Source organism: Streptacidiphilus jeojiensis (genome assembly GCF_042510965.1).
Classification (GTDB): Bacteria; Actinomycetota; Actinomycetes; order Streptomycetales; family Streptomycetaceae; genus Streptacidiphilus; species Streptacidiphilus jeojiensis.
Window position 1 is genome coordinate 12,714 of the sequence record NZ_JBEUKS010000017.1, and the last position, 14,311, is coordinate 27,024.

The 14,311-nt window shown below is 75.6% G+C and carries 11 protein-coding genes; 7 read left to right on the top strand and 4 right to left on the bottom strand.

Annotated elements, in window-relative coordinates; all coding sequences use genetic code 11:
• The first annotated feature begins 99 nt into the window (after nt 1–99).
• From ABUW04_RS34605 to ABUW04_RS34615, 3 genes are read left to right on the top strand one after another with little or no spacing between them, the layout of a single operon-like run.
• Complete coding sequence (locus ABUW04_RS34605) at nt 100–3,507, top strand: FtsX-like permease family protein (protein WP_380568383.1); 3,408 nt, start codon at nt 100–102, stop codon at nt 3,505–3,507.
• Nucleotides 3,504–6,350, top strand: a complete 2,847-nt coding sequence (locus tag ABUW04_RS34610; RefSeq protein ID WP_380568384.1) for an ABC transporter permease — start codon at nt 3,504–3,506, stop codon at nt 6,348–6,350. The genes ABUW04_RS34605 and ABUW04_RS34610 overlap by 4 nt, the downstream gene beginning before the upstream one ends.
• Nucleotides 6,347–7,393, top strand: a complete 1,047-nt coding sequence (locus tag ABUW04_RS34615; protein WP_380568385.1) for an ABC transporter ATP-binding protein — start codon at nt 6,347–6,349, stop codon at nt 7,391–7,393. The genes ABUW04_RS34610 and ABUW04_RS34615 overlap by 4 nt, the downstream gene beginning before the upstream one ends.
• Nucleotides 7,394–7,398: 5 nt before the next feature.
• On the opposite strand, the gene ABUW04_RS34620 is transcribed toward ABUW04_RS34615, so the two are convergent.
• The 3 genes from ABUW04_RS34620 to ABUW04_RS34630 are packed head-to-tail and all read right to left on the bottom strand — an operon-like array spanning nt 7,399 to nt 10,017.
• Nucleotides 7,399–8,529: a dihydrofolate reductase family protein gene (locus ABUW04_RS34620; protein ID WP_030250525.1), complete on the bottom strand. Its 1,131-nt coding sequence runs from the start codon at nt 8,527–8,529 to the stop codon at nt 7,399–7,401.
• Nucleotides 8,530–8,543: 14 nt separating this feature from the next.
• The gene (locus tag ABUW04_RS34625; protein ID WP_380568386.1) at nt 8,544–9,233 is read right to left on the bottom strand and encodes a 4'-phosphopantetheinyl transferase family protein; all 690 of its coding nucleotides are present in this window, start codon (nt 9,231–9,233) and stop codon (nt 8,544–8,546) included.
• A 28-nt stretch (nt 9,234–9,261) separates the two neighbouring features.
• Nucleotides 9,262–10,017: an alpha/beta hydrolase family protein gene (locus ABUW04_RS34630; protein WP_030250521.1), complete on the bottom strand. Its 756-nt coding sequence runs from the start codon at nt 10,015–10,017 to the stop codon at nt 9,262–9,264.
• Nucleotides 10,018–10,099: 82 nt separating this feature from the next.
• Between ABUW04_RS34630 and ABUW04_RS34635 the strand changes: the two genes are divergently transcribed.
• The 3 genes from ABUW04_RS34635 to ABUW04_RS34645 all read left to right on the top strand — a co-directional run bounded on the left by ABUW04_RS34635 (nt 10,100) and on the right by ABUW04_RS34645 (nt 13,456).
• A complete protein-coding gene (locus ABUW04_RS34635; RefSeq protein WP_380568387.1) occupies nt 10,100–11,743 on the top strand; it encodes a CYTH and CHAD domain-containing protein in 1,644 nt (547 codons plus the stop codon).
• Nucleotides 11,744–11,838: 95 nt separating this feature from the next.
• Nucleotides 11,839–12,852 (top strand): YihY/virulence factor BrkB family protein, encoded by a 1,014-nt coding sequence (locus ABUW04_RS34640; RefSeq protein WP_380568388.1) that lies wholly within the window; start codon nt 11,839–11,841, stop codon nt 12,850–12,852.
• Nucleotides 12,853–12,910: 58 nt separating this feature from the next.
• The gene (locus tag ABUW04_RS34645; RefSeq protein ID WP_380568389.1) at nt 12,911–13,456 is read left to right on the top strand and encodes a YchJ family protein; all 546 of its coding nucleotides are present in this window, start codon (nt 12,911–12,913) and stop codon (nt 13,454–13,456) included.
• 12 nt (nt 13,457–13,468) lie between these two features.
• Here ABUW04_RS34645 and ABUW04_RS34650 read toward each other — a convergent pair whose 3' ends face one another.
• Nucleotides 13,469–13,762 (bottom strand): SCO5918 family protein, encoded by a 294-nt coding sequence (locus ABUW04_RS34650; RefSeq protein ID WP_380568390.1) that lies wholly within the window; start codon nt 13,760–13,762, stop codon nt 13,469–13,471.
• Between the two features lie 308 nt (nt 13,763–14,070).
• Here ABUW04_RS34650 and ABUW04_RS34655 point away from each other — a divergent pair, with 308 nt between their 5' ends.
• Nucleotides 14,071–14,274: a cold-shock protein gene (locus ABUW04_RS34655; protein WP_030250513.1), complete on the top strand. Its 204-nt coding sequence runs from the start codon at nt 14,071–14,073 to the stop codon at nt 14,272–14,274.
• Nucleotides 14,275–14,311: the final 37 nt, after the last annotated feature.

Consider the following 14,311-nt stretch of genomic DNA (forward strand, 5'->3'; position numbering starts at 1 on the left):
GTCGGTCAAGATTTACCCGCGGCCCTTCCGCCACCACTGGCCTGCGTGACAGGATCGCCCGCGAACCGGGGGTGATCGGATCGAGACACGGGGGCTCAGGTGGGTGGCTTCGTCCTGCTGCGGGTGCGGGCACACCGCCTGCTGATCGCCGCGGCGCTGCTCACCGTGCTGCTCACCACCACGGTGCTGGCCGCACTGGCCGGCTTCACCTCCTCGGTCGGCGACGCCGGCGTGCGGCGCACCCTGGCCACCACCGACGCCGCCGGCACCCCGCTGCTGCTGACCCGCACCGCGGGCCAGGCGGACCGGGCCAAGAACGACGCCGCGGTCCGGCAGCTCGCCGCCGAGGCCTTCCCCGGACTGCCGACCAGCACGACGACGCTGGCGCTGTCCGACCCCTACGCCCTGCCCGGCGCGGCGAAGGGGGCCGACCCCGACACCGCCTCGCTGGGCTCGCCGGACCGCTCCCGACTGCGCCTGGTCAGCGGCGCCTGGCCGGGGACGGCGGTGCCGGGCGCGCCGGTCCCGGTCGCGGTGCCGCAGGCCGCGGCCCAGCGCTTCGGGGCCACCGGCGGCCGCACCCCCGTGGTCACCGTCAAGGACCGGCTCAGCGGCAGGCAGGTGCGGCTGCGGATCACCGGCGTCTACGCCCCGCGCAGCAGCGCCGACCGCTACTGGCAGCTCGACCCGCTGGCCGGCAAGGGCGCCTCGCGCAGTTCCGGGAGCAGCACCAGCTCCTACGGCCCGCTGCTGGTCGACGACGCCGACTTCGGCAACGGCACCGTCCCGCAGTACCAGGAGTCCTGGCAGGTCGTCGCCGACTTCGGCGGCCTGGACAGCGGCCGCCTGCCCGCGCTGGCGCAGAGCCTGCGCACGGTGGTGAACGGCATCGGCAACCAGTCCGTCGGCAGCGGCTCCGGGCCCTTCTCCGCCACCTGCGTGCTGCCCTCGCTGCTGGACCAGCTGCAGAACTCGCTGCTGGTGGCCCGGGCCACGCTGCTGGTGGCGGTCCTGCAGCTGTGCCTGCTGGCGATGATGACGCTGCTGCTGGCGGCCAGGCTGCTGGCCGAGGAGCGGGAGTCGGAGAACGCGCTGCTGCGGGCCCGTGGCGCCGCCCCGCGCCGGCTGACCCTGCTGGCCGCCGCCGAGGCGGTGCTGCTGGTGCTGCCCGCGGCCGCGTTCGCGCCGCTGCTGGCCGCCCCGCTGATCCGGCTGCTCGGCGGCTACGGCCCGCTGGCCCGCTCCGGCGTGCGGCTGGACGGTCCGTTGCCGGACAGCGCCTGGTGGGTCGCCCTGGCCGCGGCCTTCGCCAGCGCGCTGGTGGTGCTCGGACCGACCCTGGTGCGGGCCAGGAGCTGGTCCGAGCACCGGCGCGGGCGGGCCCGCCGGGCGGCGCTGCCCGGACTGCTGCGCGGCGGCTCCGACCTGGCCCTGGTCTGCCTGGCGGTGGGCGCCTACTGGCAGTTGAACCACTACGCCGCCCAGAGCGACGGCAGCGGGGTGCTCACCGCGGACAGCGGCGGCAAGCTGGGCATCGACCCGGTGCTGGTCGCCGCGCCGACCCTGGCGCTGTGCGCCGGAACGGTGCTGACGCTGCGTCTGATACCGATGGCGGCCAAGGCCGCCGAACGGCTGATCCCGCGCGGACGCTCGCTGCCGGCCGCCATGGTGGGCTGGCAGCTGGCCCGGCGGCCGCAGCAGGGCGCCGGACCGGTGCTGGTGCTGTCGCTGGCCGCCGCCATCGGCACCCTCTCGCTGGGCCAGATCGCCACCTGGCAGCAGTCGCAGACCGACCAGGCCGCGTTCGACACCGGCGGCCAGATCCGGGTGGCCGCCAACAGCACACCGCCGTTCGGGCAGGGCGGGCAGTACGCCGCGCTGCCCGGGGTGACCGGCGCGGTCCCGGTCGGCCGCAGCTCGGTGTCGGCGACCGCCGGCCGCAGCGCCGAGCTGATCGCCCTGGACACCCGGCAGGAGGCGGACCGGTACCCGCTGCGCGCCGACCTGGCCGACCGCAGCGCCCGGCAGCTGCTGTCCTCGCTGGCGGACCCGCCGCTGTCCGCGGCCGCCGAGGGCATCCAGGTCCCGGGCCGCCCGGACAGCATCGTGCTGGACATCAGCGCCGGGCTGTCCGCCACGGCGTCGGCCGAACCGCAGATGAGCGCCGCCACCGACCAGGTGGCGATCCAGGTCACCGACCGCTACGGCCTCCCCTACACCCTCGCCGCCGCCGCGGTCGCCGCCGACGGGGCGACCCACCCGGTCGCCTTCGACCTGGGCGCCGCCACCGGCGGCGGCGCCCCCGCCTACCCGCTGTGGCTGAGCGGAATGACCGTCACCACCCCGGTCTCCCTGGGCCGGGCGGTCACCCAGACCTTCACCGTGCACGCGGTGCACGGGCAGGGCGGCGCCGCGGCGACCCTGCCGCCGGGCGCCGCCTGGAAGGCGTCCTTCGACGCCGGTGAGAACAACATGGTCTACAGCCTGTCCGGCGGTCCCACCAGCTACGTCGACGGAAAGGTGCTGGGCCTGGCCTCCGGCGGCGGTGCGCTGCTGACCGCGCGCATCGACAGCGGCACCTTCCACGCCGACCCGGGCAGCGACACCCCCTCCGGGACGCTGACCCTGGGCCCGGGCACCGCCGGCACCGCGACCGGGGCCCTGCCGGCCGTCGCCGACCAGCGGTTCCTGGCCGCCACCGGCACCCGGATCGGCTCGCAGCTGGCCCTCCCCTCGGGGTCCGGCACGGTGCAGGTGGTCATCACCGGCTCGGTCAAGGCGCTGCCCGGCACCGGGAGCGCGGCCGAGCAGGGGATCAACGGCTCGGCACTGGTCCAGGGTTCGGGGTACGGCAGCACCGACCCCAGCGAGTACGGCGGGGCCCTGCTGGTGGACCTGGCCTCCTACAACCGCCGGGCGCTGGCCGACCAGGCCACCCCGCTGCCGGCGGCCGAGTGGTGGCTGTCCGTCGCCCCCGGCGCCGCCGACCGGGTCGGCACGGCGCTGCGCAATCTGCAGGGGGTGGAGGCGGTGTACGTCCGGGACCAGGTCTCCGGGGCCGCCCTGACCGACCCGCTGGGCACCGGACCGCAGGCCGCGCTGCTGGCCGCGGTCGCGCTGGCGGTCGCCCTGGCCGCGGTGGGCTTCAGCGCCGACGCCACCGGCGCGGTACGGCGGCGGACGGGCGAGGTGGCGGTGCTTCAGGCGCTGGGCGCCCGACGGTGGCAGCTGGTCCGCGGCACCGCCGCGGAGCTGGCGCTGCCGGTCCTGGTCGGCGTCGGGGTGGGCGCCGGCCTGGGCCTCGCGCTGACCCGGCTGGTGACACCGCTGCTGGTGATCACCCCGCTGGCGCACCGGCCGGTGCCCCAGGTACTGGTGCGGATACCCGGCGAACGGCTGGTGCTGCTGCTGGTGGCGGTCGCCGCGGTGCCGCTGCTGACGGCGGTGGCGGCGGGGCTGCGCGGCGGCGACCCGGCGCGGCAGCTGCGGCAGCCGGAGGAATCATGAGCGGGGATCAGGTGAGCGAGCGTCAGGAACCGCGCCGGGGAGGCCCGCTGGGCCTGCTGGGCCTGCGTCGCCGGGGGAACCGGCCGCCGGCCGTGGCGCCGTGGACCCGTACCAGGCTGCGGTCGGCCGCGGGGGCGGCGCTGGCCCTGACCGTGCTGGTGCTGGCCACCACCTTCATCGCGGCCGGCTTCCCGCGCTGGTACGACCGCTACCAGGACGGCGCGCTGCGCAGCGAGCTGGCCAAGGCCGGGGTGTCGGGATCGGCGCTGGAGGCGGTGGCCGGCTTCAGCAACGACGGCACCCTGCCCCAACTCGGCGGTGCGTCCGCGGTGTCGCCGTCGAACCTGGCGACGGTCCGCTCCAAGCTCGCGGACATCCTCACCGAGGTGCCGGCCGAGACCACCGGCGGCAGCACCGGCGTCCACACCACCGGGATCAGGGACTTCCTGATGGACCCCGGGCTGGCCCGGCCCGAGGGCATCCCGCCGCTGATGACCCTGGACTGGCAGGACGGCGACGCCTCCCGGCTGAAGCTGCTCCAGGGCCGGATGCCGCAGGCGCCCGACGCCGGCTCCGCCGCCCCGGGCGAGCTGGAGATCGCGATCAGCGCCGCGACCGCGACCACCGTCCACATCCGGCTCGGCCAGGTGCTGCACCTGGCGCCGCAGCAGGGCGCCCCGGTGCTGCTGCACGTGGTCGGCGTCTACCAGCCGGTCACCCAGCAGCTCCGGTACCAGGACCAGGACTACTGGAGCGCGGAGCCGCGGCTGGTCGCCCCCTCCTCCACCATCACGCTGCCGCCGAAGGGCGACCCCAACCCCGGCAGCACCTGGCACGCCGAGGCGCTGGTGGCGGCCGGCACCGTCCCGTACTTCCCGGCCATCGGCGGGCTGGAGGCGTACTGGTGGTTCCTGCCGCAGCAGGGCGCCCTGCACGCGCACGACATCCCGGGGCTGCAGAGCAAGCTGTCGGACCTGCTGACCGGAGGCGGACAGGCGGCGGCCCGGGTGCCCGGTGACGGGTTCCCGCAGGGCGAGCAGTTCACCTCCGGCCTGCCCGACGCCCTCAGCCAGTTCACCACCGAGGCGAACGCGATCACCCCGGTGCTCACCGTCGGCATCGCCGGCGCCGCCGGGGTCGCCGGCGCGGTGCTGCTGATGGCGGCCGGGCTCGCGGCGGACCGGCGGGACGCCGAACTGCGGCTGCTGCGGGCACGCGGCGGCAGCATGCCGGCGCTGGGCCGACGGCTGCTGGGCGAGGCGCTGTGCTGCACCGTCCCCGGCGCCGCCGTCGGCATCGGCCTGGCGCTGCTGCTCCTGCCCACCGGCCGGACCCTGCCCGCGCTCACCGCCGGCCTCGCGGTCTGGGCGGTGGCCACCGCCGCGATCCCGCTGCGCGGACTGCTGCGGCACCGCAGGCTCCGGGCCGCCGGCCGTCCCGAGGACGTGACCACGACCAGGCCCAGCCGCCGGCGCACCGTCGCCGAACTGGCCGTGGTGCTGGTGGCGGTGGTCGCCGTGGTCGCGGTGCGGCGCCAGGGGCTGGCGTCGGGCGGCGGCGTCGACCTGCTGCTGACCTGTGCACCGCCGCTGATGGGGCTGGCCGGGGCGTTCCTGCTGATGCGGATCTACCCGTGGCCGCTGCGGCTGGCCGCCCGCCCCTCGCAGCGGCGCGGCGGCGCCGTCGGCTTCCTCGGCCTGGCCAGGGCCGGGCGGGCCTCCTCGACCGCCTCGGTGCTGCCGCTGCTGGCCCTGCTGCTGGCGCTGACCGTGGCCGTCTTCGGCACCGAGGTGCTCAGCGGTGTCAGTGACGCCCGGGACCGGGCGGCGCTGGCCCAGGTGGGCGCGGACGCCCGGGTGACCGCCACCGGCTCGCCGATCCCGGCCGCCGTGGTCGCCGCGGTCCGCAGCGCACCCGGCGTGCGCAGCGTGCTGCCGGTGGCGCAGACCCGGGTGGCGTTCCCCACCGTGGGCGCGGAGGTCGACTTCTACGGGGTCGACCCGGACGGCTACCGGGCCGTCTCCGACCGGGTGGGCGGCTCCTTCCCGGCCGGGCTGCTGCACTGGAGCGGCAGCGGGCCGATCCCGGTGCTGGTCTCCGCCGACGTGGCGGGGACCATGGGCCGGGCGCCGATGACGGTGCAGGACGACTCCGGGTCCTTCCAGATCGTGGTCGCCGGGGTCCTGGACTCCGTGCTGATGGGCAAGGCGCCGTTCGTGGTCGCCTCCGCCCAGGCACTGGCCGCCCGGACGCAGGTCTCGGCCCACGCCGACGACGTGCTGACGCTCTACGTCACCGGACCGGTGGACGGCCCCGCGCTGCGGGCCGCCGTGGCGCGCAGCTCCGGTTCCACGGTGACCACCGTCGACCTGCACAGCGAGGCGCTCGCCGCGCTGCACGGCGACCGGCAGTCCGACGGGGCGGCCACGCTCTACCTGGCCACCATCGCCGCCGGCGCCCTGCTCGCGGTACTGGCGGTGCTGTTGTCCCTGCTCCAGGCCGCCCCGGGGCGCGCAGCGCTGCTGGTACGGTTGCGGACCATGGGCATGACGCCCCGTCAGGGATATCGGCTGATCCTGGTGGAAGCGCTGCCGCAGGTGGTCGCGGCGGTGCTGGCGGGCACCGGGCTGGGGCTGGCCGCGGTGCCGCTGCTGGGCCCCTCGGTGGACCTCGCGGCCCTGGTCGGAGCGGACGTCGACGCCGGCCTACAGGCCACCGCGCTGCCGGTGCTGGGCCCCGGTCTCGCCCTGCTGGCGCTGGCGGTCGGCGTGGTCGTGGTGGAGGCAGCTGTGATCGGCAGGCGCCAGATCGGCGTCGAGTTGAGAGTGGGGGACCAACGGTGAGCACCACCGCGCAAGGGCAGACCGGCGGCCGTCCCGGGGACGGCGGGCCGGAGACCGTACCCAGCCTGGATGAGCTGCGCGGCCGGGTCGCCGCCGCCCGGCAGCAGCCCGCCTACGGGCACGACGCGGTGATCGCCTGCGACCGGCTGGTCCGGATCTTCTCCTCCGACGGGGTCGAGGTCCAGGCCCTGCAGGGGCTGGACCTGACCGTCGCCAAGGGCGATCTGATGGCCCTGGTCGGCGCCTCCGGCAGCGGCAAGTCCACGCTGCTGCAGATCCTGGCCGGGCTGGACGTGCCCACCGCGGGGAAGGCCACCGTCGCCGGCCGCGACCTGATGGCGATGGGCGCCAAGGAGCGGCTGGCCTACCGCCGCGAGGTGGTCGGCTTCGTCTGGCAGCAGACCGCCCGCAATCTGATGCCCTTCCTGACGGGCCGCCAGAACGTGGCGCTGCCCATGCAGTTGAGCGGCGGCCGGGGCCGGGCGCTGAAGCGGCGGCGCGGCGAGCGGGCCGGTGAGCTGCTGGACCTGCTCGGCGTGGGGCACTGCGGCGACCGGCGTCCGCAGCAGATGTCCGGCGGCGAGCAGCAGCGGGTGGCCATCGCCGTCGCCCTGGCCAACGAGCCCTCGGTGGTGCTCGCCGACGAGCCCACCGGGGAGCTGGACTCGGAGACCGGCGCCCAGATCTTCGAGGCCTTCCGCACCGTCAACCGGGAGTTGGGGGCGACCGTGGTGATCGTCACCCACGACCTGATGGTGGCCGGCGAGGTCCGCCGCACCGTCGCCGTCCGCGACGGCCGGGCCAGCTCCGAGGTGCTGCGCCGGCTGGCCACCGACGAGCACGGCGAGGAGTCCCTGGAGGAGCGCGAGTACGCGATGCTGGACCGGGCCGGCCGGATCCAGCTGCCCCGGCAGTTCCTGGAGGCCCTGGGCATGGAGCACCGGGTCGGCGTCTCGCTGGAGCCGGACCATGTCGGCGTGTGGCCGGAGCAGCAGCAGGACCCCGCCGCCGACGGGGCGGACCTCGACGAGCGGACGGACTGAGCCGCTCAGCCCAGGTGGGCGTTGACCGCGCGGGCCTCGGCGGCGAGTTCGGGGCACTCCAGCACGGTGACCCCGGCCTGCTCCAGCAGTTCCACGCCCTGGCAGTCGGCGACGAACAGGGCCGGCTCGCGCCAGGCCAGCACCACCCGGCGGATGCCGGAGGCGAGCACCAGCTGGGCGCACGGGGTGGGACGGGAGGCCCGGACGCTGCACGGCTCCAGGGTGGTGTAGAGGGTGGCGCCGGGCAGCCGCGGGTCGTCGGCGGGGATCTTGGCCAGGGCCGCCTCCTCCGCGTGCACCTTGGGGTCGCCGCCCTCGCGGGAGTGGCCGCGGGCCAGTTCGGTGCCGTCCTCGGCGACGACCAGGGCGCCGACCGAGTAGGCGGTGTCCGAGGGCGGGCAGAGCCGGGACTCGGCGACGGCCTCGGCCAGCAGCCTGCGGTCGGCCGGGGTCAGCGGCGGACGGGCGACCAGGTAGCGGAGCAGTGCGGTGTCGCCGAGGGCGCTGGTTCCGGCCAGGGTCATCCGGTGCGCGGCGTCCTGCGGGAACAACCCGGGGCGGACGAACGCGGGGGCGTCGGCGTCGCCGACGAAGAAGGGGGCGACGGCCAACTGGATCTCGTCGACCAGACCCGCCGTCAGGAACAGGGTGTGCACCGCTCCCCCGCCCTCGACCATCAGCCGGCGCACGCCGCGGGCGCCCAGGTCGTCCAGCACCGCGCCCGGGTCCAGTCGGGCGCCGGTGCCCACCACCTCGGCCAGCGCCCCCAGCCGGGCCGCGAGCGCCCCGGTGGCGGCGTCCGGGGCGTAGGCGACCCTGGCGTCGCCGTGGTGCCAGAAGCGCCGGGCCGGGTCGAGGTCGCCGCTGCCGGTCAGCACCACCCGCAGCGGCTGCTCGGGCCGGCCCTCGGCCTTGCGCCGGGCCTGCCGCGCCGGAGCGTTGACCAGCAGCCGGGGGTCGTCGCTGCGCAGCGTCCCGGCGCCGATGAGGACGGCGTCGCTCTGCGCGCGCAGCTCGTCCACCCGGTCGAAGTCCTCCGGCGAGGACAGCAGCAGCCGTTCCGGCGAGGAGTCGTCGATCCGGCCGTCCACCGACATGGCGGCGCTGAGCAGGACGTACGGTCGGGGGTCGGTCATGGCGGCGCTGGTCCTCAGTCCTGGTCGTTCCGGTGCTTCTGGCCGAACCAGGCCAACCCTGCCACAACCGGCTCCGACTGCCGCACCGCGACCGCGACGGCGTGGCCGTCCGGTGCGGCCAGGTCGGCCAGCGCCCAGCCCTCCGGGCCCGGCTGCCCGGTGCCGACGTAGTCGAGGTCCAGGGCGCGGCCGAGGCCGGTGCCGAGGCCCTTGAGGTAGGCCTCCTTACGGGTCCAGATCCGGGCGAAGGCCGCCACCGGGTCGTCTGCGGCGTCGATCTCCGCGCGCTCGGCCGGGTGCAGCTTGGAACCGACCTCGGCGACCGTGCCGGGCCTGGGCAGCGCCTCGACGTCCACGCCGATCGGCACTCCGGCCCCGGCCACGGCGACCGCGACCAGGGCGCCGGCGTGGGACAGCGAGAACTCCAGCGGCGGCTGCTCCCCCGCCAGCACCGGACGGCCGTGCGGGCCGCCGCAGCAGGGGCAGTCCTGCCGGGCGAAGCGCACCTCGGCCGGGTCCTGGTCCAGGCAGCCGCCGAGCACCTGACGCAGCATCACATGAGCGGCGGTGTACCGCTCCCGAAGCTCCGCGCGGACGAAGGCCGCCGCCCTGGCCCGTTCCACCGGGTCCAGCACGGCGGCACCCCCGGCCGCCCCGCCCGTACCGCCGTCGGCCCACCCCAGCCACACCCGTACCGCGTCCATCGGGCCAGAGTAGGTGGTGTGCGCCCGGTCAGGCCACCCGCACCCCGGCCGCCTCCGCGATCAGCCGGGCCGTCACCTCGCCGGCCCGCAGCGCGTGGTCCGCGGTGGCGCCGCGGCAGCGGCCGAGGGCCTTGTCGTACTCGGCCATCACCACCCCGGAGTGGTCCGAGTCCGACTCGGTGAGGGTGACCGGCCACCCCCGGGAGCGCAGTGCGGCGGCGAACTCGCGGGAGCGGGCGACGTCGACGACCGCGTCGGCGGTGCCGTGGTGCAGCCGGACCGGGACCGGGGTGGCCCGGGAGAGGGCCAGGTCCTCCATCACGGTGGGGTACATCAGCTCGTCCTCGGAGCGGTAGTTGCTGCCCAGGCCGACCACGGCGCTCGGACGCCAGCCGTCGGAGCTGGCGGCGGACGGCCGCAGCGCGGTGGCCAGCGCGGCACGGCCGCCGAGGGACCAGCCGGCCAGCACCATCCGCCGGGCGTCGCCGCCGTGCCGGACCGCACGGGTACGGGCGTAGGCCAGGGACTCGCGCAACTGCCCCCAGCCGCCGTCCGGTGCGTCGGTGCGCCAGTCGGGCACCAGGACGACCAGGCCGTGGCCGGCCACCTCCCGGGCCAGGGTGGCCATCACCGCCCGGTTGTCGGCGGGGCGGCCGTGCCACAGCAGCACGGTCGGCACCAGCTCACCGGGCGGGGCGGCCGCCCGGTAGACGTCGAGCATCTGCCCGCTGGGGCCGTAACGGAGGCCCCGCCGCACCTCGACGCGTTCCGCGAGTCTGTTCATGCAGGTCTTTTCCGCCAGCGGGAGTCGGCTGAAACCTCGCCGGGCGCGGTATGGCACCGCCGGTGTTGGGCAGGGAAGGGGCATGAAGAGCAGTCACCTGGAGAAGGAACGCAAGTTCGACGGCCTGGCGGACGCGGCTTTTCCCGCTCTGGACGGGCTCCCCGGCGTCGCCGAGGTGTCCGATCCGGGGGTGGAGGACCTCGACGCGGTCTACTACGACACCGTCGACCTCCGGCTGCTCGAACACGGCATCACCCTGCGCCGCCGCACCGGCGGGCACGACGCCGGCTGGCACCTGAAGCTGCCGGTCGGCCCGGACCGGCGCCGCGAGGTGCAGCTGCCGCTGAGCGCCGGCGCGCCGGGACGGGTGCCCCGCGCGCTCACCCAGCGCACCCGGGCGTACGCGCGCGGTGAGAAGCTGGTCCCGATCGTGCGGCTGCGCACCCACCGGCTCCGCCGGCTGCTGCTGGACAGCGAGCACCGCTCGCTGGCCGAGGTGGCCCAGGACGCCGTCTCGGCGCAGCTGCTCGCCCCGGAGCGGCTCTCAGGACTCCCAGGGCTCTCAGAGCTCCCCGCCGAGGCGGCGCCGGCGGCGCAGCCCGTGAGGCCGGTGATACCGGCCCAGCGCAACGGCAGCGCCAACGGCCACCGCAGCACTGGCCCCGCCGCGCCCACCGCCTGGACCGAGGTCGAGGCCGAGCTGGTCAAGGGCGGCACCGCACTGCTGGACGCGGTGGAGCAGCGGCTCGTCAGGGCCGGGCTGCGACGCTCGCTCAGCGGCTCCAAACTGGCCCGCGCGCTCGGCCTGGAGAGTGCCGGGGCGGTCGTCCCGGCTCCGCGCGAGGCCCGGAGCATCGGCGCCGCCGTCACCGCGCTGCTGCGCGGGCAGACGGAGCAGCTGATCGCCCTGGACCCGGCCGTCCGCGCGGACGAGGCCGACGCGGTGCACCGGATGCGGGTCGCGGTGCGCCGGATCCGCAGCACCCTGCGCACCCACCGGCGGCTGCTGGCCGACGAGCCCTGCCAGGCGCTGGCCGAGGAGCTGCGCTGGCTCGGCGCGGTCCTCGGCGAGGCCAGGGACCGGGAGGTGCTGGGGGCCAGGCTCGGCGCGGAGATCGGGCGGCTGCCGGCGGCGGAGTGCCCAGGGCCGGTGCGCGAGCGGATCGACGGCTGGGCCTCGGCCGAGTACCGGCGCTCCTGGAAGCGCGCGGTCACCACCCTGGACAGCCCGCGCTACTTCGTCCTGCTGGACGGCCTGGAGGCGCTGGCCGCCCGGCCGCCGCTGCGCGGCCGGGCCCACCGCGGCGCGGTCGCGGAGTTCCGCCGCACCGCGCGCCGCGAGCAGCGCCGGGTCGCCCTGCGCCTGGCCGAGGCGTCGGCCACCCCGGCCGGTCCGCAGCACGACCAGGCCCTGCACGAGGCGCGCAAGGCCGCCAAGCGGGCCCGCTACGCGGCCGAGGGCGCCCGCCCGGTGGTGGGGAAGTCCGCCGGGCGGCTGGCCCTGCGGATGAAGGACCTCCAGGAGCTGCTGGGCGAGCGTCAGGACGCGCTGCTGGCCTGCGCCGCGCTGCCGGAACTGGCCGCCGCCGCGCACCGGGCCGGCGAGCCCGGCTTCGGCTACGGCGTGCTGTACGCGGGCCAGCGGGCCGCCGTGGCCGAGGCCGACCGGCGGCTCCCGGCCGCCCGGCGCGCGGCCGGGAAGCGCAAGCTCACCCGGTTCCGTTAGCCCGGTGCCCCGCGGCCTGCCGGTATCGTCCGGGCGGATCAGGGCAGGCGGAGGGTGAGGCACCAACCGCACGGCACGACAGTCGGAGCGACGGCGTGAACATCTTCGAACGGGGTCTGCACTCGGTGGACCGGGCCCAACAGGCCCGGCGGACACCGGGGTTCGTGGTCGGCGTGGTGAAGAAGTTCGGTGACGACCGCGGCGGCCAGCTGTCCGCGCTGATCACCTACTACGCCTTCGCCGCGGTGTTCCCGCTGCTCCTGCTGCTGACCACCGGCCTGGGCTTCGTGCTGCACGGGAACCCCGGGGCGCAGCGGGCGGTGCTGCACTCCGCGCTGGCCGACTTCCCCATCATCGGCAACCAGTTGCAGGACAACGTGCACTCGCTGCAGGGCACCGGGGCCGCCGTCGCCATCGGCACGCTGGGCCTGCTCTACGGCTCGCTGGGGATGACCCAGATCCTGCAGTTCGCCATGGCTCAGGTGTGGAACATCCCCGGCACCGAGCGGCCCGGCTTCTTCGACCGGATGGGCCGGGGGCTGCTGATGCTGCTGGCCCTCGGCCTCGGCCTGGCCCTCAGCACCGCCACGGCGGGCCTGGTCGGCTTCCTCGCGCACGGCGCACTGGCCTGGGTCGGCGGCCTGATCGGCTCGGTGGCCGTCAACATCGGCCTCTACCTGGCCTGCTTCCGCATCCTCACCCCCGAGGAGGTGACGCTGCGCCAGCTGCTGCCGGGCTGCCTGATCGCCGGCCCCTTCTGGACCGCGCTGCAGACCTTCGGCGGGATCCTGGTGGCCCATCAACTACGGCACTCCACCCAGGTCTACGGCTTCTTCGGCACCGTCCTCGGGCTGATCTCCTGGCTCTACCTCGCGGCCCGGATCACCATGTACGCGGCGGAGGTCAATGTGGTGCGGGCCCGCCGGCTGTGGCCGCGCTCGCTGACCCAGCCGCCGCTGACCCGGGCCGACCGGGAGGTGCTGGACGCCCTGGTGCGGCAGGAGGAACGCCGGCCCGAACAGCAGGTGCTGATCTCCTTCAAGGACCAGCCGGAGCAGGCGCCGGCACCCTCGAAAAGCCCGCAGAAGGGCGTCGAGGGCCACACCTGAGGGTGACCGGCTGCCGCCCCGGGCCCGACGGGCGCCGCGGAGCGGGCACAATCGAGGGATGTCCCGACGCAGCAAGGCCCGCAACAGCAAGGCGCGCAGCAGCAGCACGGCGAAGACCGGCGCGACGAAGACCGGCGCGCGCAGGGCGGCCGCCCCGGCAGCAACGATTCTGCCGCTCGGCGGGGACGCCGAGTGCCCCTGCGGCTTCGGCAAGCCGTACCAGGAGTGCTGCCGGCCGTTCCACACCGCCGTCGCGCCCGAACCGGGCCGGGCCCCCGTGCCCGCTCCCGCCACCGCCGAACTGCTGATGCGCTCCCGCTACAGCGCCTTCGCCGTCGGCGACACCGCGTACCTGCTGCGCAGCTGGCACTCCAGCACCCGGCCCGCGCGGCTGGCGCTGGACCCGGGTCAGCGCTGGACCCGGCTGGAGGTGCTGGGCAGCAGCGAGGGCGGCCCCTTCCACCTCGCGGGCACGGTCGAGTTCCGGGCCCACTTCTCCGAGCACGGGGAGGAGGGCGTGCTGCACGAGAACAGCAGGTTCATCCGCGAGGGGGGCGTGTGGGTCTATCTGGACGCGCTGCCGGACCTGCCTGCGCTCGGCTAGCCCGGCCGGCGGCTACTGCCAGAGCTGCTCGGTACCGGTCTCGGGCTGGACGACCGGCGCGGGTTCCGGCGCGGGCGCCGGGCTGCAGGTGAAGCCGAGCTTCTCCATCGCCCGGGTGACGTCGGCGGCGCTGAAGTCACGGCGGTCCTGCTTGGTGATCACCGCACCGACCTGCTTGACCGGGTAGTTCCGCCGTCCGATCCGGACCGACTCGCCGGTGACCGGCTCGGCCTTGATGTCCTTCATCAGCGCGACGACCTCGCTCGCCTGCAGATAGAAGGAGCAACCGGCGATGGTGACGCGCATCGTGCCTCGCAGTCGGGGGGAGGGATTCTGGGGGGACGGGGGTGGCGTCCGTACCCGCCAGCCTTGCACAGCCTGACCCGGACGGAAAGAACGGCTGGGTCGGCGCGGCGTGTGCTAGCTTTGAAGGCGTTGCAGTTTTGGTGTTCCCATGAACGTTGTGTGCGCCTGGCGGGTTGACAGTGACCGCGGGCGCACTTTTGTTTTTCCGGCCTTCTGTGTCTTGTCGCAGCCGGAGCGGGGCGATCATCGCGGCGACTCGGACACCGCACAGTGCGGCGCCCGAACTCTGCCCCTGAAGGAGACAGATCATGGCCAGTGGAACCGTGAAGTGGTTCAACGCCGAAAAGGGCTTCGGCTTCATCGAGCAGGACGGCGGCGGCGCCGACGTCTTCGCCCACTACTCGAACATCAACGCCCAGGGCTTCCGCGAGCTCCTCGAGGGCCAGAAGGTCGAGTTCGACGTCACGCAGGGCCCCAAGGGCCCGCAGGCGGAGAACATCCGCCCGCTGTAGTCGACCCGCTCGACCAGCAGGCTCGTTGATGCTGCAG